This is a genomic window from Streptomyces odontomachi (genome assembly GCF_024435355.1).
GTDB lineage: Bacteria > Actinomycetota > Actinomycetes > Streptomycetales > Streptomycetaceae > Streptomyces > Streptomyces odontomachi.
Genome location: NZ_JAMJWG010000004.1, coordinates 295,146 through 318,272 on the forward strand (window position 1 = coordinate 295,146; position 23,127 = coordinate 318,272).

Below are 23,127 nucleotides of genomic sequence, written 5' to 3' on the forward strand. Positions count from 1 at the left end.
TCTCGTCACACTCCCGTCTGCCCCGCGACGGTGAACGCGTTCACCACCGTCTGCACCAGCCGGTCACCCGCCGCGTCGGTGGCCGTGATGCGCAGCGTGACGTCCTTGCCGGCCGAGGTGTCGGGGTTGGTCCACCGGGCGGCGAAGGTGTCCTTGCCCCGAGTGGTGGTGGCCTTCGTCCAGAAGGAGCCGCCGTCGTAGGAGATCTCCACCTTCGCCTGGGTGACGGCCGCACCGGTCGTGGTGCCGGGCGCGCGCCCGAAGGTGACGGCGAGGTGGTCGTCACCGGTCGCGCTGGTGCCGTCCGGCGCGGCGCCGAGCCGGTAGTGCGGGGTGATGAGCGGGAGGGCCGAGCACGCGGCGGAGTCGCCGTACTGCCCGTCGTCCGCGACGCAGGACCAGTCGTCCGGCACGGTCCGGTCGCCCGAGTGGGCCGAGGAGAAGGACCACTCGGTGTGCGTGGTCAGCGACTGGTGGAAGGCCGGGTTCAGCCTGGTCTGGTCGTACGCCACCGTGTACGACGCCGGTTCGGGCGGCACGGTGACGACCGCGCCGACGACGTCGTCCTGGTCGTAGAGGGTGACGCCGGCCGAGCGCACCGTCATGTGCGTGGCAGTCACGTCGGACGGCACGGACAGGGCGTAGTGCCCGTCGCTGTCCGTGGTCGTGTGCAGGACGACGGCGAGCGTGTCACCCTTGCGGCAGGCCTGGCAGTACCAGGTGTCGTGCGGGACGGTGGCGCCCCGTGCGGGCGCGGTGAGTCCGGGCACCAGAGGGCCGCGCAGCCAGTCGACCGGGATGGTACGGCCGGGCAGCAGGGGCTGCGGCGTGGAGATGAAGCGCAGGTCACCCGCCTTGAGCCAGTCCTGATAGGTGGCGCCCGGCGAGCCGCCGACGTACTCCACGCGCCGCATGGGGGCGTGGAACGGCTCCGACAGCGCGTCGCTGCCCTGCTCGTACGGCAGGGACATCAGCCGCGCGACCTCCTCGGCACGGTCGGGCCGGTCGCTGTGGTACCGCGTCCGCACGGTGGTCAGCCGGTGCGCGGTCACCTTGTGGTGCTGGTCGGGAGCGATCGCGCCCGGTGGGTCGTCCAGCTTGAGGTCGTAGGAGTACGGCTCGGTGGCGTCCGCGGGTGCGTCGCGATGCGTGTAGGCGTTGAAGTGCAGGTTCCCGACCCTGACCGGCCCGGCGGAGGGCTGCACGTACACCGGCAGGTCGCCGGTGACGCCGAGGCCGTGGTTGAGCGCCGGCTCGCCGGTGGCGTCCTGGCGCAGGTAGTGCAGGATGAGCTGGGCCTGCCGCGACGGCTTCGGGGTGGCGAAGGTGACCTGTTCGGTCGCCTTGGACAGGTCCAGCACGACGTCGGTGCCGGTGGCGTCGTCCGGGACGGTGAACTCCGCGGTGGCCAGGCGGACGTCGGCCGGATCGCCGGCACCGTCGTAGTCCGGCACCGCGACCAGGGCGCTGTAGTGGCCGGCGGGCACGTCGACCTCGGCGTGACCGTCGGTCGCCGTCAGCGCGGGGTTCTGGTAGCTCCCCGCGTCGTCGACGTCGGCCAGGCTGAAGGGTGTCGCGCCCGGCCGGGGCGTGCCGTCCGGGCCGAGCACGGTGACCCGTACGCTGCGGTCGGCAGTGGCTTCCCGATGCCCGGCTGCTTCGGTGCCGGCCGTGGTGAACGCGGGCCGGACGGAGGTGACGCCGCCGAACAGCGGTCCGTCCCCGACCCGTTTTGCGGCCGCCTGCGCCGCCGTCTGGTGCGCCAGCGCCGCGCCGAACGCCGGCCCCGGAGCGGGGGCGGTGCCGCCCTCGACGCGTACCGGAGTGGCCGTCAGACCCGCCCGGACCAGGGCGGACACGTCGAAGAGCGCCGGGTCGAGCACCGTCCCCAGGTAGGGCAGGGCCGTCAGCGGGATGACGTAGACATCGTTGTCGAGACGTTCGGTGACGTAGTTCGCCGCTGAAGCGCCACGCCGCGGTGCCACGACGACACCGGCGTCCGCACCCAGCGTGACGCGCTCGCCGGTGACGAGGGTGACGGTGTGGGAGGGCCTGTCATCCGCCGTGGCCGGCATCGTGGGTGGGTGGTAGGTGCCCGCCGGGACCGGTACCGGCGCGGCCAGGGCGCCGGGAGCCGGGGCGAGCGTCAGTGCCAGCCCGAGCACCACGCCACCGGTCGTGGCCAGTCGGCCACCCTCACGCGGGCGCCGCCGCACCGCGCCCCGTTCCCTCTCGGACACCGCCGTCCGTCTGATCCGCGGGTGCCACATGGAGCCCCTCCCTCACGTCCTTGACGGTGGGTCAATGGGTCACAAGGAAACACTCACGCCCCACAGCGTTCGCCACGGCGGAGATCACTTCCAGGTACGAACCAAAGCTGGCCGGTTAACGCCCATGTACGGCGCCAATCAAGCGATGCGTACGCGCCGTCGCCCCTGCCCCTGCCCCTGCCCCTGCCCCTGCCCCTGCCCCTGCCCCTGCCCCTGCCACCGAACGGGAACGGGTCGGTGGCGGGGGCGACGGGCGGGCGAGCGTCGGGTGAGCGGTCAGCGGGTCACGCCGTGCCGTTCGTTCGGAACGCACCCGCCCCGCCTACCCTGTGGCGGGCCGTGCTCCGACGGTGGTCAGGTTGTGGTCAGGTTCGCCCCCTGCGGTCCGCCACCAGCTTGCCGGCCGCATCGGCGAGGGACGGCCAGCCGGCGGGGTCCTTCCCGTACCTTTCGGTGATCGTGAGGAGCCACCGTTCGACCCCGAACGCCACGCATCCCGTCGTCACCGGCTCGTCGGCCTGCACGATGTCGAAGGCCGCGCCGAAGTGGTCGTGATGCAGGTTCACCGAGGCGATCGCCAGGTCGCCCCCGTGGACGGCTTCGAACTTCGTCGGTGACACCTTCTGGAGCAGGAAGCCCGGATTCGACAGCGGCTGGAAGAAGGGGTCGGTCGCCGGTTCCCAGGAGATCTCGATGTCGAGCAGGGCGCACAGGGCCCTGACGCTCTCCCTGGCCTCGGCCAGGAACGCCGCGACGTCCGCGGGCGTGCCGAGGCAGACGATCTCCCGCATCCAGAAGCTCCATTGCCGCCGAAGCGGCACGTACGCCCGCTCCCTTCGAAAGCACGTGTTCGCCGTGGTCACGTACTCGGGCGCGGTCCGGCGTTGCCCTTGGCGTGCGGCGTAGACGTGGTAGCAGGCCGCCGGGGTGAGGATCTCCTCGACCTTCGGCTGCCCGGGGAGGGTGACCGGACCGTTGTCCGGCAGCGCGGACACGAACGCGGCGAGGCCCTGCTCGTCGCCCGGCGGGAAGGCCGCGAAGCTCGCCTGATGGGGGAAGGAGCGCAGGTAGTCGAGCCGTTGCAGGACGTCGACCGGCAGCGTGGCGGGGTGCCGTTCCTCGTCGGCGTGCCACGACGACGCCAGCAGCCTGACCGCCTCGTCGATCTCTGTCGCCAACCGCAGTGCGGCGCCGGAGAGACTCATCTGACCTGACTCGTGCCATCGCATCATGTCGGCCCTCAGTCCTGTTCGGTCGCGTCTGCCGGCATGACGGTAGAGGGGGCACACGGCCCGCCGTCATCCGGGAAAACCACGATCTGCCGAGGCGCTCCGCCCGCCCGCCCAAGGTCAGTGGTCTCCCGGATGTCCGGTCACCGGCGCAGCGCGCAGGATCGTGGCGAACACAAGCTGCGAGAGGAGGTGCCAGATGAATTCGGTGACCGTCAGTGACCTCACCCTCGAGGAGCTCGCTCTGCTCGAGGACTCCCCCGTCGCGCAGGAACTCCGCGTGATCGAGGAGGGACAGGACCGCACCAGCGGGTTCATGTCCCAGAACAGCATGTTCTGATCGGCTGTTCCCAGCCCGGACACGGGCGGTGTGCGCCGGCGCCGTCACCTTGCGGCGGCGCACACCGCCTCGGGCTCGACGACCGTGGAAGCGGATGGACGACTGGCGGATGGACGGCTGATGGATCCGATATTCGTGCAATCGATCTCGTACACGCTGGGAGAGAACAAGTACGAGCTGGGCGAATCCGGTGCTGCGGGCCGGCTCGCCACGCCGGTCGACGACCTGGCCGACGCCGGCTTTCGTTGGCATCACGTCTGCGCCCCGGAGACATCGGCCTACGACCTGGCCCGCGCGGCCGTGGCACCCCTGGCCGAAGCGGGTTCGCTGCACGGGGTTTCCGCGATCGTCTACGCCACCTGCCTGCCGTGCAACGCAAACCTGGAAGACGACGGGGCGTGGCGGGAGACCCGTGACGCGCAATATCTGGTGCGCTCCCCGGCCAGTCGCTTGCAGGCCGAATTCGCCCTGTCCGACGCGGTCGTCATCGGGCTCACCCAGCAGGCGTGCACCGGCATGCTCGGTGCCATCCGGGTCGGCAGGGCGCTGCTCCAGACCGAACCGGGATGGGACAAGGTCCTGTGTGTCACTGCTGACCGGCTTCCTGACGGCACGCTGTACGAGCTCACCTCCAACCTGGTCTCCGACGGTGCCGCCGCGTGCCTGCTGTCCTGGGAGCCGACCGGGTTCCGGCACGTCGCCGGTCACCACATCTCGGACGGTGCACTGGGGGGAAGCACGGAGCCCGGTGCCGCCATGGGCAGCTACTACGAGTACGTCATCCGGCTCGTGACGGAGACGCTGGCGAGTGCCGGGATGGGCATGGCCGACGTGGACGTCATCGTCCCGCAGAACGTCAACCCGCACCTGTGGGACATCCTCGCCCGTGCTCTGGACTGTCCACCGGACCGGATAGCGATGCCCTCACTCCCCGACGTGGGTCACGTACTGGCCGCGGACAATCTCATCAACGTGAAGCTGCTGCGTGAGTCCGGTCGGGTTCGGGCGGGAGACCGGGTCCTGTTGCTCATGGCCGGACTCGGTATGAACTGGCAGTCGACGGTCCTGGAGGCGGTATGACCCTCGCGAGCACCGTCAGGCGCTTGTCGGACCTGTCCCGGCATTCCGCCAAGGACCCGTACGTCGAATTCCAGTGGCCGGACGAGCTGGAGCCGGGACACGACTGGTTCACCACGCCCGAATACCTTTCGCTCGTCGGCACCGGCATCTGGCCCACGCTGTCCGAGGAACGCAGGAAGTCGCTCTCCTTTCACGAGGCGGCGAACTTCTACAGTCTCAACATCCACGGCGAGAAGACCCTCTTGCAGGGCCTCTCGGCGCGACTGTACCGAAGCGACATGGTGGAGGTTTCGCCGTATCTCCATCACTTCATCGACGAGGAGAACAAGCACAGCGTGTACTTCGGCGGCTTCTGTACGCGCTACGCGAAGGTGTACCGGAACCGCCAGTTCTCGTTGGGTGTCCAGCGCCTTCCCCAGGACGTCGAGGACTTTCTCTTCTTCGCAAAGACGCTGATCTTCGAGGAAGTGGGCGACCACTACAACTGGGTGCAGATGCGCGACGATCGGCTGCACCCTCTGGCACGTCGGATCAATCGGAGCCATCACGTCGAGGAAGCCCGGCACCTGCTGTTCGGGCGGGCCCTGGTCACCGATCTCTGGCAGCACCAGGAGTGGAGCCGGGAGACCGTTCGCGACGTACGTGACCATCTCGTGCAGTACTTCGTCAGCGGATGGAAGCAGTACTACAACCCGGACGTCTATGCCGACGCCGGCCTCACCCACGCCTTCGACCTGGCCGAGGAGGCCTGGTACAGCCCGGTGCAGCGCGCACACCGGAAGACCGCCTCGGCGAAGTGCGAAGAATTCCTCGTCGACGCTCGCATTCTGCCTCCGGAGTCCCTTGATGTCTGCTGACACACCGTTCCGATCCGCGTTGCGGACCTGGGTACGGGAGAAAACGGGAGACGCGGTGTTCGACGACGACAGCCCGCTGTTCGAGCAGCGTTTCCTCCGGTCGGTGCATGTGCCGGAACTGCTGGTCTTCATGGAGCGACTCCGGCGGTCACCGATCGATGTGGAGCGGCTGCGGATCGACGACTTCCGCAGCATCAACACCCTCGTCGCGCGATTCGACCGCTGAGCACGGACTTCTCAACTCAGGAGCACACCATGGGTGTGGAAACAATGCAGAGCAGCGGCCTCGAGTGGCCGATGACCGGGCTGGACGTACCGGCGTTGAAGGCCACGGGGTGGCGCCCGGTTCCGTTCAACCAGTTCGTCCTGAAAGTGCACAGCAGGTGCAACCTCGCCTGCGACTACTGCTACATGTACGAGATGTCCGACCAGAGCTGGCGGGGCCGGCCGGCCGTGATGTCCCCCGATCTGATCCGGGTCACAGCCTCCCGGATGGGCGATTACGCACGACGCCACCGGTTGCCTGCCGCCCAGGTCGTCCTCCACGGGGGCGAGCCGCTGCTGGCGGGCAGTGACGTGATCGCCTTTCTCGCCGAGGAGACGCGTCGCGCCTTTCCCGCGGAGACCCGGTTGGCCATCGGTGTGCACACCAACGGGGCGCTGCTCACCGAGGAGATGCTGGAAACCCTCCGGGCCCACGACATCCGGGTGGGAATCAGCCTGGACGGCGACAAGGGCGCCAACGACCGGCACCGCCGGTATCGAAACGGCAGGAGCAGCTACGACGACGTCGTCCAGGGGCTCGCCCTGCTCAGGTCGCCGCGTTATGCGCATCTGTTCTCCAGCATTCTGGCCGTGATCGACCTGGCCAACGACCCGATCGAGACGTACGAGGGCATCGCCGGGTTCGAGCCGCCCGCCATGGATTTCCTGCTGCCGCACGCGAACTGGATGGAGCCGCCGCCCGGAAAGGCGGAGCCGGGATCCACCCCGTATGCGGACTGGCTGATCAAGGTGTTCGACCACTGGTACGACCGCGGGTCGAGCCGGGCGAACGTGCGGCTCTTCGCGGGGGCGATGAAGCTGTTGCTGGGCCGGCCGGGCGACACCGAGCAGATCGGCCTGCAACCGGCCAATTTCCTCGTGGTCGAGACCGACGGGACCATCGAGCAGGTGGACACCCTGAAGTCGGCCTTCGCCGGGGCCCCGGAGACGGGTTCCCACATCGCCGACTGCGACTTCGACACGGTGGCCGAGCATCCGGGTGTGGTCGCCCGGCAGATCGGGGTCGAGGCCCTGTGCGAGCAGTGCCGTGGTTGCCAGTACCGCGACGTGTGCGGTGGAGGGCTGTACGTGCACCGCTACAGGGCCGGCACCGGATTCCGCAATCCGTCCGTGTACTGCGAGGACCTGATGAAGTTCGTCGGGCACGCCAAGGGGCGTCTCATGCGGGACCTCGACCGGGTACGCAGGGCGCGGGGCTGACCACATGTCCAGGGCGATCACTGCGGATCAGCGCACCGCTCCCACCGGGGCGGAGCTCTGTTCCCTCTGGCGGGACATCGTCGGCACCCCGTCCGTCGACGAGCACCACCGGTTCACCGACGCCAGCTCGTTACAGGTGATGGAACTGGTGGTCAGAATGGCGAAAGACCTCGGCCGCCGGGTGACGTTCCGCCAGGTCGTCGAGGCCCGGTGCGTGGCGGGTCTGGCCCGTGCCCTCGCGGCGCAGGCCGACGACTCCCGGCGGCGACCGCCCGGCACGATCCCGACGTGGACCGATCGGTCGACGCCGGCGTGGTCCGATCGGCGTTGGCGTGCGGCCGTGCAGGCGGAGGCCGAGTACCTGCGTCTGCGCGAGGGTGACGCGGCAGCGCTCGCCCCCTTGTACGAGGCCTTTCGGCTTTCCGGCCCGTTGGACGTCACCGCGCTGCGGGCCGCGTTCGGCCGCGTGGTGGCCGCCCACCCTGTCCTGCGCAGTCGCTTTGCCGTGCGCGTCCATGCGGGTGCGGAGGACCTGGCCGTCTACCAAGAAGTCGTCCCCGGAGACGGGTTCGAGCTCATGGTCGTGGAGCCGCCTTTCACTCCGGACGCCGGACTGCTCGCCACCGCAGCGTCCCGTTCCGTCGGCAGACCGTTCCCGCTCCACCAGGCCCCGCCCCTCAGAGCCACCCTCGTACGGGTGGACGACCACGAACACCTGCTCGTCATCACCATGAGCCACCTGGTCGGCGACGAGGCCTCGATGGAGATCCTGCTGCGAGAACTCTCTTCGGAGTACCAAGCGGCATACCAAGCGCCCCTTTCCGGCACACCGTCGCCTTCGCCGTCACATTCCCCGCCCTCACATCCCTCGCCGTCACATTCCTCCCCCTCCCATCCGTCGCCGTTGCGTCCGTCGCACGCGCGCTGGGCGAGCAGGCAACGCGCCCTGGCCGACGGTGCGGCGGGAGCTGCGGCTCTTGCGTTCTGGCGCACCGTGCTGCCCGCGGAGATCGAGTCGCTCGACACGTTCCTGACGGGCTTCACCGAGGACACGGGTGACGAGGGCGTCCACGTCGTGCGGATGGACATCCCTGCGGCGGATCGGGCACGCCTGCACGCGGAGGCGAGCGCGGCGAACGTGACGCTGTTCAGCTTTCTTCTGGCGCACTTCGTAGCGGTGGTGGCGGAAGAGACCGCCGGGTCACGGGTCAGCGTCACGACGAACATCGCGAACCGCATGGACGAGGTGTCTGCCGGCGTCATCGGAATGGTGGCCCAGTCGGTCGTGGTCAGCCTCGACCTTTCGCCGGGCATCGGCCTGACCGAGGTCATCGGCGAAGTGCACGACGTGATGCTCGGCATCATGGATCACTACGCGATCCCCTTCCTGGCGGCGTCGCAGCGCATCTGGCCGGCCCGCAGCGCCTCGTCCGCCCCCAGGCCCGAGGCACGCATCTTCTTCGGTTACCGGGAAGAACGACGCGCGCCCTTGCACCTGCCCGGCATCACGGTCGAGTCGTTCCCCGTAGCGGCGCCGGAGCGGCGTGGCAGCGGTGTCGAATGGCTGGTGGTCGAGCACGCGGACGGATTGCTGCTCGAGTCGGCGTGGCAAGGACGGAACTACCCGGCGGAATACGTTCACCACTTCACCGAACGGTTCCGCGCCAGCCTCATGGGCGACGAGCAGAGCGCCCCGAAGGAGCGTCGATGACCACCCTGAAGATCATCACTGCCAGCACCCGGCCGGGCCGCGTCGGCCCCGTCGTCGGTACCTGGATCGAGCAGCGAGCACGCGCGCACCAGGGCTTTGCCACGGTGGAGCTGGTCGACCTGGCGGAGGTCGGCCTTCCCTTCATGAACGAGCCGCACCATCCGAGTCTGGGCGACTACACCCATCAGCACACGCGGGACTGGAGCGCCCGGGTGTCGGCGGCGGACGCGCTCGTCTTCGTCATGCCGGAGTACAACAACGGCTACAACGCCGAGCTGAAGAACGCGATCGACTACCTCCACCACGAATGGCATTACAAGCCTGTCGGGCTGGTCAGCTACGGCGGAATTTCCGGCGGCACCCGCGCGGCCCAGGCCGTCAGGCAGGTGGTCACCACGCTTCGCATGGTGCCGGTAGCAGAGGCGGTCGCCATTCCGTTCGTCCACCGGTTCATCGACAACGCGGAGCTGCACCCCAATGCCCTCATGACCGGCGCTGCCGACGCGATGCTGACCGAGCTCGCCCGGGTCGCGGACGTGCTGACCGGGCTTCGGGCGGCGAGGGTGTGAGCTCTTTCAATGGCAGCGTGCCGTGCCCTGGTCCCGCAGGGCGTTCACCACGGCGAGGCGGGAGGTGACCCCGAGCTTGGTGAATATGTGCGACAGGTGGGTCTCGACGGTGCGGACGCTGAGGAAGAGTTTCTCGGCGATCTGCCGGTTGGTGTGGTTCTCCATGAGGAGCATGGCCACTTCCTGCTCCCGTCGTGACAGCCCCCATGGACCGGCGTTCCGCTTTCCGGAGGGCGTCGCCTTGGCGTCGATTTCGCGCTGCTCCCGAAGTGCCTGCTGGTACAGGCCGGTCGTCCCGCAGCTGCGGAAGGTGTCCGCCGCGGCGCGTAGCTCGCGAAGCGCCCGGGGGCTGTCGGCCGCTCTTGCGTGGGCGGCTCCGGCACGTAACCGGGCGCGGCCGGCGCCTATCCGGAATTCGCTCGCGGTGAAGGCCGCTGCGGCGGCGGACGCGTGCTCTGCCGCCGCAGCGGGGTGTGCCGCGCACAGGGCGTGGGCATGGGCCAGCCGAGCAAGCGCGACATCGACCGGGAGATCGGGGTGGGCCATGCGCCCAGCCCGGTTCGCCCATTTCGTGGCTTCCGCCACGCGGCCGTGCGCCGCCTCGGCATGGGCCATGGCTTCGCAGCAGTGCAGCAGCATGGACCGGTCGAGTACCGGCTGGTGGAATCCGTCGAAGGCGTTCAGCACCGCCTTCCTGCCGTCGTGGCGGCGCTCGGCGTTGAGCAGGGCGATGGCATGGGCGTAGCGCGCGAACGCCGCCCACCACTCAGGACGGTCGCCGGCCGCTTGCGCCGCGTCCCGCCCGAGCCGCATCGCCTCGTCCGTGCTGCCCTGCCAGCTCGCGGCCAAGCACTGGGTGGCCATGGCGAAGGCAACGGCTCGCGGTGCGCCCAGCGCCCGCGCTACCCGGACCGCTTCCGCACCGGCAGTCCATGCGTCCGCCGGCTTCCCCACGTGGGTGTACGCGTACGACTGCACGCTGAGGAGGCGGGGCAGGTGGGAAATCCGTCCGGAGTGCCGGGCGACGCCGAGCAGCCGTTCCAGGATCCGCAACGCCCTGGAGCCGTGGCCCATCATGACCTCGGCCAGGCACAACGATGCCGCGGCCTCGAGCGCTGCGGCGCAGTGCTCGTCCCCGGCCAGGTCGAAGAGCCGGGTCGCCCTTTCTGCGTGCCGTGCCGCCTCGGCGATCCGCCCCCCGCGGTAGGCGGGCAGGACCCGGTGCGCGGCGACCTCCAGCCGCAGGCCCTGGTCCCAGTCGTCACCGTCCTGGGGAGCACCGTCCAGCGCCGGAGCGGCCCGGGTGGCCGCTGCGCCGTCGTCCATCACGCTCCCCGCCGCGAGTTGCAGCCGGAGCCGGGTCGCCGCCGCGGACCAGGGGTCGGGTATCTTCCGCAGCTCGGTGAGCAGCATGGGGCGGCTTTCAGCGGGACGTTCCCCCAGCCGTTCCGCCGCCGCGTGGCACGCCGCCGCGCGAGAGCGCCGGCCGTGATCGTCAGGAGGCAGCTGCCGGAGCGCCTCGGCCGCGTGCTCGTGGGCCCCGGCGAGCTGACCGCCGGCCAGCTGCGCCTGGGCGATCTCCAGGAGGAGATCGACGTGAGGACCGGGTTCACCGGGATCGACCGGCGTCAGCTCGCGCGCCACGATGAACCAGCGAGCGGCGGTGGCCGGCGCATGGGAGAGCACCGAGCGGGCGGCTTCGACCAGCGTGGCGACCGCGTCGGCATCGCCGAAACTCCCCGATCGCGCGACATGGTGCGCACGCATGCTGGCGGGAGCGCCCAGTTCGCCGAGCCGGGCGGCGATCCTGGCGTGTGCGAGCCGCTGCCAGCCGGCGGCGGCGGAACGGTACACGGTGTGCCGGACGAGCGGGTGCCGGAACCGGAAGCGCCCGGTGGAGGTCGCCGCTCGCACGAGGTCACGCGCCGCTATGTCGTCGAGCGCCTCGAGCGCGGCCTCCTCGGTCACCCCCGCCGCCGACCCGGCCAGCACCGGATCGAACGCGTCACCGAGCAACGCACCCGCCTGGGCCACGAGTCGCGCGGTGGGTGTCAGGCTGTCCAGTTCCAGCTGGATCACCGCCCGTACGGCGGGCGGGAGCGCGTCAGGGCACCCGTCGAAGTCGCACGCCCCCGGGAGGCTGCCGCTCTGGTCCATCGCGGCGAGGGCTTCCAGGTAGAACGGTATGCCGCCGCTGGCCTCGTAAAGGGCCTCGAACCGGTCCGGGTCCTGCCCGCCGAGGAACTCGGCGGCCTCCGCGCGGGTGAACGGTTCGACGGGGAGCGTGTGGACGCCGGCCGCGCGTAGCGAGTTCAGCCGCGGTGTCGCCTGGCCGGGGCGGTAGGCCACGGCGATCAGCACCGGGCCGAGCGGCGGATGCCGTACCAGGTGGTCGAGGAGCTCGATGGACGCGGCGTCCGCCCAGTGGGCGTCGTCGAGGATCAACAGGAGTCCGGACGGCTGTGCCAACTCGCCGAGGAGCCGGCTGACGTCCCTGAAGATCTGGTGGCGAGCCAGGCCCGTGACATCGGCAGAAGGTGGCCCGCCGGGGGCCTCGGTGGCGGAGGTGGGGAAGATCGCACTCAGCTCGAGCGGCTCGTCGGCGGCGCCCTTCGGCGCACCTCGCCTTCCCAGGTGGTCTACGAGCGCATTGATGACCACCCCGAAAGGGATGCCCTGCTCGAACTCGGTGGCCCGGGTGTGCAACACCGTGAACTCCCGGTGCACGGCGCTCAGGGCGACCTCGTCGAGCAGGCGTGTCTTGCCGGTCCCGGGCTCCCCCACCAGCCGGAGGAAACGGAACGAGCCGCCCGCTGCGGCGTGCAGGAGCCGTTCGAAACTCTTCAGTGCGTCATGGCGTCCGATCAGGGGCCGAACCTGGTGCCCGGTCCGATCCACGTTGTGTCCTCCCGGTGGGCTGCAATGTCACCTGTGGGGCGGCATGGTTGGCGGCCATGACCGTGCGCTGCGCCTCGGTGTGCTTGCGGGGGAAGTCAGGCACCGTCACGCGTAGCCGGTCGCGGGGACGGTGTCGTAGCGGCTCATGATCTCGACGGTCGACTCCGGGGTCAGCTCCCGGCCGCCCGCGATCATGTTCCGCAGGTCGCGGAAGTACTGCACGTACAGATCCGGCGTGAAGGTGTTGAGCAGCACCGCCGGCTCGTCGCCGAGATTGGCGAAGGTGTGCGGAGCGCCGGGCGGGATCATCGCGAGCGTGCCGGCCGGCGCCGCGTGGGTGGTCTCCCCGATGGTGAAGTGGGCGGTGCCGGAGACGACGTAGAAGCCCTCGTCGTGCTGGGCGTGCCGGTGCTGCGGCGGGCCCTGGGTGTGCGGGGCGAGGGTGATCTCTCCGATGCCGAGGCGGTGCCCGGTGGTCCCGCCGTCCTCGAGGATCCGCATCCGCGTCGGGCCGAGCTGGATGGTCTCGCCGTCTTCCGGGCCGACCACGGAAACCGCGCTCATGTCTCCTCCTTCACGAGAGCTGACTCTCACGACACTAGGAGGCCTAGCCTCATAATGCAAGTGCACTCTCACGAAGAGAGGCCACTGCTATCATGTGGCGGCACCAACAGGAGGAGTCTCGCGATGACGCAGCAGACGGGTACCGGCCGTACCAACCAGAAGCAGCGCACGCGGACGGCGATCCTGACGGCCGCCCGTCAGCTCGTCGACACGGACGTCGAGGTGACCATGCCCGCGATCGCCCGCGCCGCCCTGGTCTCCGAGGCCACCGCCTACCGGTACTTCCCTGACCTGCCCTCCCTCATCAGTGAGGCCCTGGCCGGGGTCTGGCCGCCCCCCGCCGAGGCTCTCGCACCGGTCGCGGACTCCACCGACCCCGTCGCACGCACCGCCTTCGCCTGCGAGTTCCTGCTGCGCGGTGTCCTCGCCCGGCAGGGCTCGGTGCGGGCGATGATCGCCGCCACCATCACCCGGCCCGAAGCGGTGACCTCGCGCCCCGGCATCCGCTTCGGACTCATCGACCACGCGCTCCTCCCGCTGGAGGACACCCTCGGCGCGACGGACCCGGAGGCCTTCGCCCAGCTCAAGCGGGATCTCGCGGTGGTCGTGAGCGCCGAGGCGCTCTTCACCCTCACCGATCTCTGCGGGCTCGAACCCGACGCGGCCATCTCCAGCGCCGTACGGACCGCGTCCGCCCTCACCGCGGCCGCGATGTCCTCGGCCGGGTAGCGGCCCCCGCGACAACGGCGCCGGGACCCTCCCCGTCGCAGGACGCCATCAGGCCTGACCGTCGGGCACGTCACCACGGTGTCGGCCACGCGTCGGCTTGTCGGGGCTTGTCGGGACTTGTTGTCGAGGCCTGTCGGCGGGCCTTTCGGTGGGGCCTGTCGGTGGGGTGTCGGGGCCTGTCGGTCCGGTGTCGGTGGTTTGTTGGGGGTGGCCTGGAGGCTTGCCGGAGATCCTGCCGGGGCCCGTCCCGGCAGGCGTGCGAAAGGCAGGGATCCAGCATGACCACCAACGTGACGATCGTCGGCGCCGGGCTCGGCGGCCTCACGCTCGCCCGCGTCCTGCACATCCACGGAATACCGGCCACCGTCTACGAGGCGGAGGCCTCACCGATGGCGCGCACGCAGGGCGGAATGCTCGACATCCACGACTACAACGGACAGCTGGCCGTGCGGGCGGCGGGCCTGATGGACGAGTTCCGCGGCATCGTCCTGGAGGGCCGTCAGGCGATCCGGGTCCTCGACCGGGACGGAAACATCCGGCTCGACCAGGGCGACGACGGCACGGGTGGCCGCCCCGAAGTGCAGCGCGGCGAGCTGCGGCAGATCCTGCTCGACTCGCTCCCGGCCGGCACCGTCCGGTGGGGCCACAAGGTCGGCGGTGTCCGCGGCATCGGTGCGGGCCGCCACGAGGTGGCCTTCACGGACGGCGGCAGCGTCGTCACCGGCCTGCTGGTCGGCGCGGACGGCGCATGGTCACGGGTCCGGCCGCTGCTCTCCGACGCCGTGCCCGAATACGCCGGCATGTCCTTCGTCGAGACCTACCTGTTCGACGCCGACACCCGGCACCCCGCCGCCGCGAAGGCGGTCGGTGGCGGGTCGATGTTCGCGGTCGATCCGGGCGCCGGCCAGATCGGCGCGCACCGGGAGAAGGGCGACACCCTCCACACCTACGTGATGCTGTCCAGGCCGCAGGAGTGGTTCGCAACCGTCGACTTCACCGATCCCGCCGCGGCGACCGCACGCATCGCGCAGGAGTTCGACGGCTGGGCCCCGGAACTCACCGCCCTGATCACCGACAGCGACACCGCGCCCGTGCTGCGCCCGCACTTCACGCTGCCGGTCGGGCACCGGTGGGATCGGGTGCCGGGCGCGACCCTCGTCGGCGACGCCGCCCACCTGATGCCGCCGAACGGCGAAGGGGCCAACCTGGCCATGCTCGACGGCGCCGAACTCGGTGCGGCCCTCGCCGCGCACCCCGACGACACGGAGACCGCACTCGCCGCGTACGAGCGCACGATGTTCCCCCGCAGCGCCGCCGAAGCCGCGGCCGAGGCCGACGTGCCCGACAACCCCGCGATCCAGGACGTGCTCGACTTCTTCACCCGAAGCAAGCAGACCCCGTGAGCCGGCCCTGACAACGCGCCCACCCGCACGTGATGAGACACCGTCGTCCTCCGCCCGCGCCCCGGCCTGCGGTGCTCATGCCAGCCGCCGCTCCTCCTCCAGGTAGCGCAGGACGGCGGCGACCCGCCGGTCCACCTGGTCGCCGGGGGACAGCTCGAGCTTGGCGAAGATGCTGCGGATGTGCTTGTGGACGGCGCCCTCGGTGACCACGAGCCGGCCGGCGATGGCCGTGTTGCCGAGCCCTTCGGCCATCAGGCCGAGCACGTCGCGCTCGCGGGGGCTGAGCCGCTCCAGGCGGGGGTCCTGGCGGGAGCGGGTGAACAACTGCGCGACGACCTCGGGGTCGATGGCGGTGCCCCCGCCGGCCACCCGTCGCAGCGCGTCCAGGAACTCCTCGACCCGCCCGACCCGCTCCTTGAGCAGGTAGCCGAGCCCGCCCACACCACCGCCGAGCAGTTCGGCGGCGAAGCTCTGCTCGACGTAGCCGGAGAGCACGAGGACGGCCAGGCCGGGCCGCCGGCGACGGGCCTCGACGGCCGTGCGGATCCCTTCGTCGGTGTGGGTCGGCGGCATCCGCACGTCGAGGATGGCGATGTCCGGGCGGTGCTCCTCGATGGCGGCGAGCGCCCCTTCGGGGGTGCCGGCGGTGGCCACCACGTCGAGTCCTTCGGCCCGCAGCAGCAGGGCGAGGCCCTCGCGCAGCAACGGGTCGTCCTCGGCCATCACGATCCGCATGGAAGCTCCACCTGAAGCGTTGTCGGGCCGCCCTGAGGGCTGGTCAGGCTGAGGCTACCGTCGTGCGCCGCGACCCGGCGGCGCATGCCGGTGAGCCCTGAGCCGCCCCCCTCTCCCCCGGAGCCGACCGCCTCGGATGTGCCCCCGGCGCCGCCACGGCCGTCGTCCTCGACGCGCAGCAGCAGCGTGCCGCCGCGGCTGTGCGCCGTGACGGTGGCGTGCGCTGCACCGCTGTGCTTGGCGACGTTGGTCAGCGCCTCGGCGACCACGAAGTAGGCGGTCGCCTCGACGGACGCGGCACACCGCTCGGGTATGTCGACGTCGACCCGGCACGGCACCGGGCAGTTGGCGGCGAGGCCGGACAGCGCGCCGGTCAGACCCCGGTCGTCCAGGACCGGCGGCAGGATGCTCCGGGAGACCGTGCGTAGTTCGGCGAGCGCCTGTTCGGCGGCCGACTGGGCACGTTCCAGCAGCTCGTCGGCGCCGGCCGGGTCGCGGGCCACCATGCGACGGGCCGCGCCGAGCAGGACGGTGACGGTGACGATGCGGTTCTGCGTGCCGTCGTGCAACGACCGTTCGATACGGCGCAGTTCGACGGCGTGGGCGTCCAGCGCGGCGGCGCGGGTGGCGGTCAGCTCCGCCACCCGCAGGGAGAGGTCGACGTCCGGACCGGCCACGAGGAGGCTGCGTCCGGGCCGGGCCTGGAGGCGGGCCATGCCGGGGGTGAGCCCGAGGATGATGACGATCCAGCTCAGGCCCAGCAGCGCCACGGCGAGCGCGTCCGGCCAGGAGTGCGCGACGCCGAAGCCCACCGAGGTGGCGGTGGTGTCCTCGGGCATGGCCCGCCAGTACAGCGGGAACGTGGTGTCGCGGAGGGCGGCGACCGGCAGGTAGACGCCGAGCAGTCCCAGCAGCAGCCCGAGGGTGGCGTGCCGCAGCAGCCAGCGCAGCTCCCGGCGGGTGGTGGGGTCGACGAGGGCGGGCCGCAGCCGCGTGGGCGGCGCCTGCGGGCCGATGACCTCGGGGCCCCAGCGGCCGAGCCGCGCGCGTTCCCGCCCGGCCAGCGCGTGCAGCGCGCGCAGGACGAAGGGTGCCGCCAGCAGCCCGATGCCGATCAGGCTCGTCACCGCGGTGACGGCCGCCCAGAGCAGCACCAGCAGGGCGAGCAGGGCGGTCCTGAGCCCCGACGCGAGCTGCGCGACCGCGGTGCGGGCCGCGGTCAGGGGCGGTACGACACCGTTCCTGAGGCTGGTGACGCGGCGGTCCGCGCCCGGGTGCCCCGTGCCCGGGTGTTCCGTGCCCGGGCTGGTCGTGCTCGGCTGCTCCGTGCCCGGGTTGCCCGTGCCCCGGTTATCCGCGCCCGGGTGCTCTGTGCCCCGCCGGCCCACGTCCTGCCGGCCCGCCGGAGCCTGGCCCTGGATGGACATCCGCTCTCCGTCCCACGCGTTCCGTCCGGTGCACCGCGCCAACGACCTTATGTCGTGGTCCTGTTCGCGTCAGCGTCCCAGGGTGAGAAGTACAGCCTGCTGTACCAGGGCGGGTGGGCTGCCGGTACCCGCACTGGGTGGGCTGCGGGATCGGCCGGGAGGGGTGCGGATCCATAGCGTCGGTGAGGTCAGCAGGACACCGCCCGGACCGACGGAGGAACCCCATGTCGCACACCGAACCGCACCGCCTCGCCGGCTGCCCCGGCGAGCCGTCGCCGCCCGGTCTCACCCGCGCGGACATCTTCCGTTCACTGCTCTGGATCATGGCGGTGACCAGCGCCGTCATCAACATGGTCGTCTCGTACAGCGCGGCGATCAGCTGGGTGAACCTGGTCTGCGGCGCCGTCACCCTGGTGTGCGGCGGGATCCTCGTGGCGCGCCGTCTGAGGGGCCGTCGGTGAGCGCTGCCGCCCTGTCAAAGGTCACCACCGAAACCGACACCCAACCCCCGACCTCCGACCCCCGACCCCGAAGGGATCTCGCAGTGAGCGCCCAAGTCCCCGCCGGCACCGCGACCCGACCGGCCGGCACGCCTCGGCGAGACCGCGCCGCCGGTCCGCGGGAGAGCATCCGCCGACACCCGCTGACCTGGTTCTTCTCGCTCGCCTACCTGTTGAGCTGGGCCGCCTGGATCCCGTACATCCTGTCCGAGAACGGTATGGGCGCCTGGCACTTCACCTTCCCCGGCGGTTCCGGCGGCAGCCAGTTGCTGGGCGTCCTGCCCGGGGCCTACCTGGGCCCGATCACGTCGGCCCTCCTGGTGACCGGGGTCACGGAGGGGCGTTCGGGGTTGCAGGCCTGGCGCCGCCGGGTGACGAGGCTCCGGGTGGGCCCGCGCTGGTACCTCGTGGTCCTGCTCTCGGTGCCGGCCGTCCTGACCCTCGCCTCGACCGCAGTGACCGGCCAGGGGCCCGCGCTGCCGTCCACCGCGGTGCTGGCCGCGTTCCTGCCCGGCCTGCTCGTCCAGATGCTCACCACCGGTCTGGCGGAGGAGCCCGGCTGGCGCGAGTTCGCCATGCCCCGCCTCCAGCTCCGCCACGGTCCACTGCGCGCCACCCTCGTCGTCGGCCCGCTGTGGGGTGCCTGGCACCTCCCGCTGTTCCTGACCGAGTGGGGCGGCGGGCCGCACGTGCCCTGGACCACGCCAGTGGAGTTCATCGCCACCACGATCGCCTTCAGCACCGTCATGACCTGGGTGTTCAACGCCACCGGCGAGAGCCTGCCGCTGGCCATGCTGCTGCATTGCAGCGTGAACAACTACTTCTCCCTCGCCTCGTCCGACCTCTTCCCCACGCTCTCCCGCCAGGACGTCGCGCACGCCTTCCTGCTCGGCTCCCTCACCGCGGCCGTCGTCCTGCTGGTCGCCACCCGCGGCCGGCTGGGCTGCCCTCCGGCGCCCGCAACCGCCGCCCTCGCTTCCGGCTGACGGAGCCGTCCTGCCGGTCGACGGGGGGTGGCTGGGGCGCTGACGGCCGCCGGCTTCGGGCTCGGCGCCGGTGTGCCGCGTGCCCGGACGGGTGCGCGGCCACACCATCAGGCACCGTTGACCCGACGGTTCCTGATGGTGTGACCAGGGCTGATGGCTGAAACCGCATCACTGGGTCTTGCGCCACGGTCCTCGGAACCGAATACTCCCTTTCGACATTCGTCAGGGTCACAACGACCCGGGGGAACACCTGACCGCTCACCATGAGCCCGCACGACCGCGCGGGTTCCCGCTTCTCCAAGTGGAGGTACCAGTGAGGGTCCTACGCTCCCGGGGACATCTGATCCCGCCCGTCACAGCCGCGTCCAGGCCGACCGCCGACGCCGACGGGCCCTCGGCGGGAAAGCCACCGTCAGCGTCGTGAGCGGGCGCCGGAGCCGCACCGGCCCCATCCGTCCCGTCACCTGACGGCCCGGCACGGTACGCCCCGCCGCTCCGTTCCGCACCCGTCCGACCCGCCCACGGCATGCCCGTGCAGCGGCCGACGCGTGCTGCTGATCCGTGCCCGCCGGCTCGTTCCCGCGCTGCCGGTTCGCGCTCTGGCGGCGTGCCCTGGTGCCCGCGTGCAGCCCTCCCGGTACAGCCCCCCGCTCCGCCAGCATGACTTATCACATCAAAATATTCTTTAACATCTCATGGGATATCAATACACCCCTGAGCCAGCACGCTGAAGTGTCCTCGTTCGCCTCGAACCGAAGGAACGTCACATGCATCTACGCGCGAAGATGATCAGCGCGGGATCCGCGATCCTGGCCGCCCTGCCCCTGGTGGTCCTGGGTCCGGGCGCGGCCCTGTCGCACGCCGCCACGACCCCCGCGGTGGCGACCGCGCACGCCTGCGCCGCGCCCAAGGCCGGCTCCGCCGCCTGCCAAGCCGTCGTCCGGACGGACGTGACCCCGCTCAGATCGGCCCATCCCACCGCCACACCGTCGGGGTACGGGCCAGCCGACCTCCAGTCCGCCTACAACCTGCCGTCCGCGAGCGCCGGCTCGGGCCGCACGGTCGCCATCGTCGACGCCTACGACGACCCGACGGCCGAAGCGGACCTGGCCGTCTACCGCTCCCAGTACGGCCTGCCCGCCTGCACCACGGCCAACGGCTGCTTCCGGAAGATCGACCAGGACGGCGGCACCAACTACCCGCGCACCAACGCCGGCTGGGCACAGGAGATATCCCTCGACATCGACATGGTCTCGGCCGTCTGCCCCAACTGCCACATCCTGCTGGTGGAGGCCGACTCCAACAGCTTCGCCAACCTGGGCGCGGCAGTGAACCGGGCGGCCGCGACATCCGGCGTCGTGGCGATCAGCAACAGCTACGGCGGCTCCGACGCCTCCGACACCTCCTACGGTTCCTACTACGACCACCCGGGCATCGCCGTCACCGCCAGCTCCGGTGACGCCGGCTACGGCGCCGAGTACCCCGCCTCCTCGCACTACGTCACGGCCGTGGGCGGCACCAGCCTGACCACCGCGGCCACCTCCCGCGGCTGGACCGAGAGCGCCTGGAGCGGCGCCGGCAGCGGCTGCTCCGGCTACAACACCGCGCTCTCCGGGGCGGCCTCCTTCGACACCGGCTGCGGCAAGCGGGCCGAAGCCGACGTCTCCGCCGTGGCCAACCCGGCGACCGGGGTGGCGGTCTACGACAGCACCGCCTACCAGGGCAGGTCCGGCTGGTTGGTGTTCGGCGGCACGAGCGTGTCGGCACCGATCATCGCCTCGGTCTACGGGCTGGCCGGCAACACCGGCTCCATCGACAACAACTACCCCTACACGCACGCCTCCGCGCTCTGGGACGTGACCACCGGCAGCAACGGCAGCTGCCCGACCACCCAGTGGTGCAACGCCCGCACCGGCTGGGACGGACCCACCGGCCTCGGCACGCCCAACGGCGTCGGAGCGTTCTGATCCGACCCCGACCTGCTCCCGATCGGCCACACGCCGGCCACGAGCAAGCGGGCCGCCCCCCGGAGCCAGCGGCGCGGCCCGCACCGACCCCAGCCCGCCCCCGCCGCACCGTTCCTGGTGCACGGTGCACGGTGTGCACCAGGAACGACGCAGGCGTTCTTGCCGAAACCGGGTGTTCACCCCGACACTAACCAATTGTCAGGTACGCGACACATCTACAGATGTGGGGCTCACCTGACACGATCCAGGGCCTCTCACCCCCCGGGCCCCTCGCTCCTGAGGAGGAGACAGTGAGATTCGAGCGCACTCCGTACCGTTCCGCACGCCGGAGATCCACGCGTCTGCTCGCCCTGGCGGCAGGACTCGCCGCAGCCGCCACGCTGGGCCTGCCGACCGCCCAGGCGGCGCAGGCGCCGGCCGGTTCCACCAGCACCGTCTCGCTCTCCGCAGTGCGTGACGCAGTCCAGCGTTCCGAGGTCACGGGTATCGCCTGGTACGCCGACGAGACGTCCCACCGTGTCGTCGTCACCGCCGACAGCTCCGTCTCCCGCGCGGAGATAGCCACGCTCAGGCACAGCGCGGGTGCCGCCGCGGACACCATCGACGTGCGACGCACCGACGGAGTCTTCCGGCCGCTCCTCTCCGCCGGCAACGCCATCTACGGCGGCAACTACCGCTGCTCCCTCGGCTTCAACGTCGTCCAGGGCAGCACCTACTACTTCCTCACCGCGGGTCACTGCGGCAACATCGCCAGTACCTGGTACACCAACTCCGGACACACCACCCTCATCGGTGCGACCGTCGGCTCCAGCTTCCCGGGCAACGACTACGCCCTGGTCCGCTACGACAACACCGCACTCACCCACCCCGGCGGCTACAGCGCGGCCAACGCAACGGTCGGCGAGTCGGTCAAGCGCACCGGATCGACGTCCGGCACCCACAGCGGCACGGTCACCGCGCTCAACGTCAGCGTCCGCTACTCCGGCAGCGGAGGCGGCACGGTGAGCGGCATGATCCAGACCAACGTGTGCGCCGAACCCGGCGACTCCGGTGGCCCGCTCTACGACGGCAAGAAGGCCCTGGGCATCACCTCCGGCGGCAGCGGCGACTGCACCAGCGGAGGCACCACGTTCTACCAGCCCGTACCCGAGGCGGCCAACGCGTACGGGGTGACCGTCTACTGAACACACGGCCCGGTCGCGCAGAGGGATGCGCGACCGGGCCGTCTCCGGCGCCTCGCTTCCTCGGCCAGGCAGTCGACGGTGCACCGTGCCCTCGAAGCACCGCAAACGGCCGTGCGTGAAACCGAAACGGCTCGCCGACCGTCGTATCGCGGTACGGTGACCCACCGATAGGGCCCGTCCCCGTCCTCACCCAGACGCCTTCAGAGCGTGCGTGACCAGGGTGGGCGGCGGTTTCGTCGACCACTGGTCGTCGACCGACGGCCCGTCGCAGCACCGCAGCACCACCCGCGGACGTGGCCGGTCGAACCGGTTGCGGCCGGCGCGACATGCCCACGCACAGCACGGAAACGGGGCCCCGATGACCCAGCCGCCCGCACCGCGGGACCTCGACACCAGCAGGCCGCACTCGGCCCGCATGTACGACTACTACCTGGGCGGCAAGGACCATTTCGAGGTCGACCGGGAGGCAGCGGAACGGGTCGCCGCGGAGTTTCCCACCATCTTCATCGGGGCTCAGGCGAACCGGTCCTTCATGCAGCGGGCGACCCGTGTGCTCGCCGGGCAGCACGGCATCCGGCAGTGGCTCGACATCGGCACCGGCATCCCGACCAACCCCAATCTGCACCAGGTGGCACAGGCCGTCGCGCCGGAGGCGAGGGTCGTCTACACCGACAACGACCCCCTGGTCCTGAAGTACGCCCAGACCCTGATGCACAGCACCCGGGAGGGTCGTACCGCCTACATCCACGCGGACATCAACGAACCCGACTCGATCCTGAACGCCCCGGAGTTCCACGAGGTCCTGGACCTGACCAAGCCGGTCGCGTTGTCCCTCATGGCCATCATGCACTTCGTCACCGACTCCCAGGACCCGTACGGAATCGTCGACCGTCTCATGGGTGCCCTGCCCTCCGGCAGCGCCCTGGTCCTGAGTCACGGCACCACCGACTTCGACCCGGAGGCCTGGGAGAAGATCACCGAGATCTACCACCGGAGTGGCACGCCGTTGCAGTTCCGCCCCAAGGCGGACGTGGCGCGCTTCTTCACCGGCCTTGACCTGCTGGAGCCCGGCATGGCCGTCGGTCACCGCTGGCGTCCGGATCCCGTGGACGACACCGCCGAGGCACCCGGCGAGGAGCCCACGGACGCCGAGATCAGCCTGTGGGTCGGAGTCGCCATCAAGCCCTGACCGG

The 23,127-nt window shown here is 70.8% G+C and carries 20 protein-coding genes; 14 read left to right on the top strand and 6 right to left on the bottom strand.

The genetic code is table 11. The annotated features are described in order from the left end of the window. Window positions 1–5: 5 nt before the first annotated feature. Window positions 6–2,240: a hypothetical protein gene (locus tag NQO67_RS12120; protein WP_255949870.1), complete on the bottom strand. Its 2,235-nt coding sequence runs from the start codon at window positions 2,238–2,240 to the stop codon at window positions 6–8. 395 nt (window positions 2,241–2,635) lie between these two features. Then, window positions 2,636–3,475: a class-II aminoacyl-tRNA synthetase family protein gene (locus tag NQO67_RS12125; protein WP_255949871.1), complete on the bottom strand. Its 840-nt coding sequence runs from the start codon at window positions 3,473–3,475 to the stop codon at window positions 2,636–2,638. Between the two features lie 223 nt (window positions 3,476–3,698). Here NQO67_RS12125 and NQO67_RS12130 point away from each other — a divergent pair, with 223 nt between their 5' ends. The 7 genes from NQO67_RS12130 to NQO67_RS12160 all read left to right on the top strand — a co-directional run bounded on the left by NQO67_RS12130 (window position 3,699) and on the right by NQO67_RS12160 (window position 9,541). Then, window positions 3,699–3,839, top strand: a complete 141-nt coding sequence (locus NQO67_RS12130; protein WP_255949872.1) for a hypothetical protein — start codon at window positions 3,699–3,701, stop codon at window positions 3,837–3,839. 120 nt (window positions 3,840–3,959) lie between these two features. Then, entirely contained in the window at window positions 3,960–4,919 is a 960-nt protein-coding gene (locus NQO67_RS12135) for a 3-oxoacyl-[acyl-carrier-protein] synthase III C-terminal domain-containing protein (protein WP_255949873.1), read from the top strand. Next, window positions 4,916–5,776, top strand: coding sequence for a diiron oxygenase (locus tag NQO67_RS12140; protein ID WP_255949874.1), 861 nt, complete (start codon window positions 4,916–4,918; stop codon window positions 5,774–5,776). The genes NQO67_RS12135 and NQO67_RS12140 overlap by 4 nt, the downstream gene beginning before the upstream one ends. Beyond that, on the top strand, window positions 5,766–6,002 hold the full coding sequence (locus tag NQO67_RS12145; RefSeq protein ID WP_255949875.1) for a hypothetical protein: 237 nt from the start codon (window positions 5,766–5,768) through the stop codon (window positions 6,000–6,002). Before NQO67_RS12140 ends, NQO67_RS12145 begins: the two co-directional genes overlap by 11 nt. Before the next feature lie 29 nt (window positions 6,003–6,031). Continuing rightward, window positions 6,032–7,261: an FxsB family cyclophane-forming radical SAM/SPASM peptide maturase gene (locus NQO67_RS12150; RefSeq protein ID WP_255949876.1), complete on the top strand. Its 1,230-nt coding sequence runs from the start codon at window positions 6,032–6,034 to the stop codon at window positions 7,259–7,261. Window positions 7,262–7,265: 4 nt separating this feature from the next. Continuing rightward, entirely contained in the window at window positions 7,266–8,972 is a 1,707-nt protein-coding gene (locus NQO67_RS12155) for a condensation domain-containing protein (protein ID WP_255949877.1), read from the top strand. Continuing rightward, window positions 8,969–9,541: an NADPH-dependent FMN reductase gene (locus NQO67_RS12160; RefSeq protein ID WP_255949878.1), complete on the top strand. Its 573-nt coding sequence runs from the start codon at window positions 8,969–8,971 to the stop codon at window positions 9,539–9,541. Before NQO67_RS12155 ends, NQO67_RS12160 begins: the two co-directional genes overlap by 4 nt. Before the next feature lie 6 nt (window positions 9,542–9,547). Here the strand turns inward: NQO67_RS12160 and NQO67_RS12165 are convergent, their stop codons facing one another. Further along, entirely contained in the window at window positions 9,548–12,439 is a 2,892-nt protein-coding gene (locus NQO67_RS12165; RefSeq protein ID WP_255949879.1) for a helix-turn-helix transcriptional regulator, read from the bottom strand. A gap of 105 nt (window positions 12,440–12,544) precedes the next feature. Further along, the gene (locus NQO67_RS12170; protein ID WP_255949880.1) at window positions 12,545–13,003 is read right to left on the bottom strand and encodes a cupin domain-containing protein; all 459 of its coding nucleotides are present in this window, start codon (window positions 13,001–13,003) and stop codon (window positions 12,545–12,547) included. 123 nt (window positions 13,004–13,126) lie between these two features. Here NQO67_RS12170 and NQO67_RS12175 point away from each other — a divergent pair, with 123 nt between their 5' ends. Continuing rightward, window positions 13,127–13,732: a TetR/AcrR family transcriptional regulator gene (locus NQO67_RS12175; RefSeq protein ID WP_255949881.1), complete on the top strand. Its 606-nt coding sequence runs from the start codon at window positions 13,127–13,129 to the stop codon at window positions 13,730–13,732. 278 nt (window positions 13,733–14,010) lie between these two features. Next, a complete protein-coding gene (locus NQO67_RS12180; RefSeq protein ID WP_255949882.1) occupies window positions 14,011–15,135 on the top strand; it encodes an FAD-dependent oxidoreductase in 1,125 nt (374 codons plus the stop codon). Between the two features lie 75 nt (window positions 15,136–15,210). On the opposite strand, the gene NQO67_RS12185 is transcribed toward NQO67_RS12180, so the two are convergent. Further along, on the bottom strand, window positions 15,211–15,870 hold the full coding sequence (locus NQO67_RS12185; RefSeq protein WP_255949883.1) for a response regulator transcription factor: 660 nt from the start codon (window positions 15,868–15,870) through the stop codon (window positions 15,211–15,213). After that, a complete protein-coding gene (locus NQO67_RS12190; protein WP_255949884.1) occupies window positions 15,858–17,297 on the bottom strand; it encodes a sensor histidine kinase in 1,440 nt (479 codons plus the stop codon). Before NQO67_RS12190 ends, NQO67_RS12185 begins: the two co-directional genes overlap by 13 nt. 224 nt (window positions 17,298–17,521) lie before the next feature. Here NQO67_RS12190 and NQO67_RS12195 point away from each other — a divergent pair, with 224 nt between their 5' ends. From NQO67_RS12195 to NQO67_RS12215, 5 genes are all read left to right on the top strand, one after another. Then, window positions 17,522–17,758: a hypothetical protein gene (locus NQO67_RS12195; protein WP_255949885.1), complete on the top strand. Its 237-nt coding sequence runs from the start codon at window positions 17,522–17,524 to the stop codon at window positions 17,756–17,758. 83 nt (window positions 17,759–17,841) lie between these two features. After that, window positions 17,842–18,783, top strand: coding sequence for a CPBP family intramembrane glutamic endopeptidase (locus NQO67_RS12200; RefSeq protein ID WP_308295649.1), 942 nt, complete (start codon window positions 17,842–17,844; stop codon window positions 18,781–18,783). A gap of 767 nt (window positions 18,784–19,550) precedes the next feature. After that, window positions 19,551–20,750, top strand: a complete 1,200-nt coding sequence (locus NQO67_RS12205; protein ID WP_255949886.1) for a S53 family peptidase — start codon at window positions 19,551–19,553, stop codon at window positions 20,748–20,750. Between the two features lie 290 nt (window positions 20,751–21,040). Continuing rightward, the gene (locus NQO67_RS12210) at window positions 21,041–21,934 is read left to right on the top strand and encodes a S1 family peptidase (RefSeq protein ID WP_255949887.1); all 894 of its coding nucleotides are present in this window, start codon (window positions 21,041–21,043) and stop codon (window positions 21,932–21,934) included. A gap of 358 nt (window positions 21,935–22,292) precedes the next feature. After that, window positions 22,293–23,123: an SAM-dependent methyltransferase gene (locus NQO67_RS12215; protein WP_255949888.1), complete on the top strand. Its 831-nt coding sequence runs from the start codon at window positions 22,293–22,295 to the stop codon at window positions 23,121–23,123. Window positions 23,124–23,127 lie beyond the last annotated feature (4 nt).

What these genes read in the sequence shown, in the direction of transcription:
- NQO67_RS12180 (WP_255949882.1), top strand. Translation starts at nt 14,011, where the DNA reads ATGACCACCAACGTGACGATCGTCGGCGCCGGGCTCGGCGGCCTCACG.
- NQO67_RS12135 (WP_255949873.1), top strand. Translation starts at nt 3,960, where the DNA reads ATGGATCCGATATTCGTGCAATCGATCTCGTACACGCTGGGAGAGAAC.
- NQO67_RS12170 (WP_255949880.1), bottom strand. Translation starts at nt 13,003, where the DNA reads ATGAGCGCGGTTTCCGTGGTCGGCCCGGAAGACGGCGAGACCATCCAG.
- NQO67_RS12185 (WP_255949883.1), bottom strand. Translation starts at nt 15,870, where the DNA reads ATGCGGATCGTGATGGCCGAGGACGACCCGTTGCTGCGCGAGGGCCTC.
- NQO67_RS12195 (WP_255949885.1), top strand. Translation starts at nt 17,522, where the DNA reads ATGTCGCACACCGAACCGCACCGCCTCGCCGGCTGCCCCGGCGAGCCG.
- NQO67_RS12160 (WP_255949878.1), top strand. Translation starts at nt 8,969, where the DNA reads ATGACCACCCTGAAGATCATCACTGCCAGCACCCGGCCGGGCCGCGTC.
- NQO67_RS12140 (WP_255949874.1), top strand. Translation starts at nt 4,916, where the DNA reads ATGACCCTCGCGAGCACCGTCAGGCGCTTGTCGGACCTGTCCCGGCAT.
- NQO67_RS12130 (WP_255949872.1), top strand. Translation starts at nt 3,699, where the DNA reads ATGAATTCGGTGACCGTCAGTGACCTCACCCTCGAGGAGCTCGCTCTG.
- NQO67_RS12190 (WP_255949884.1), bottom strand. Translation starts at nt 17,297, where the DNA reads ATGTCCATCCAGGGCCAGGCTCCGGCGGGCCGGCAGGACGTGGGCCGG.
- NQO67_RS12215 (WP_255949888.1), top strand. Translation starts at nt 22,293, where the DNA reads ATGACCCAGCCGCCCGCACCGCGGGACCTCGACACCAGCAGGCCGCAC.
- NQO67_RS12155 (WP_255949877.1), top strand. Translation starts at nt 7,266, where the DNA reads ATGTCCAGGGCGATCACTGCGGATCAGCGCACCGCTCCCACCGGGGCG.
- NQO67_RS12150 (WP_255949876.1), top strand. Translation starts at nt 6,032, where the DNA reads ATGGGTGTGGAAACAATGCAGAGCAGCGGCCTCGAGTGGCCGATGACC.
- NQO67_RS12205 (WP_255949886.1), top strand. Translation starts at nt 19,551, where the DNA reads ATGCATCTACGCGCGAAGATGATCAGCGCGGGATCCGCGATCCTGGCC.
- NQO67_RS12125 (WP_255949871.1), bottom strand. Translation starts at nt 3,475, where the DNA reads ATGAGTCTCTCCGGCGCCGCACTGCGGTTGGCGACAGAGATCGACGAG.
- NQO67_RS12145 (WP_255949875.1), top strand. Translation starts at nt 5,766, where the DNA reads ATGTCTGCTGACACACCGTTCCGATCCGCGTTGCGGACCTGGGTACGG.
- NQO67_RS12175 (WP_255949881.1), top strand. Translation starts at nt 13,127, where the DNA reads ATGACGCAGCAGACGGGTACCGGCCGTACCAACCAGAAGCAGCGCACG.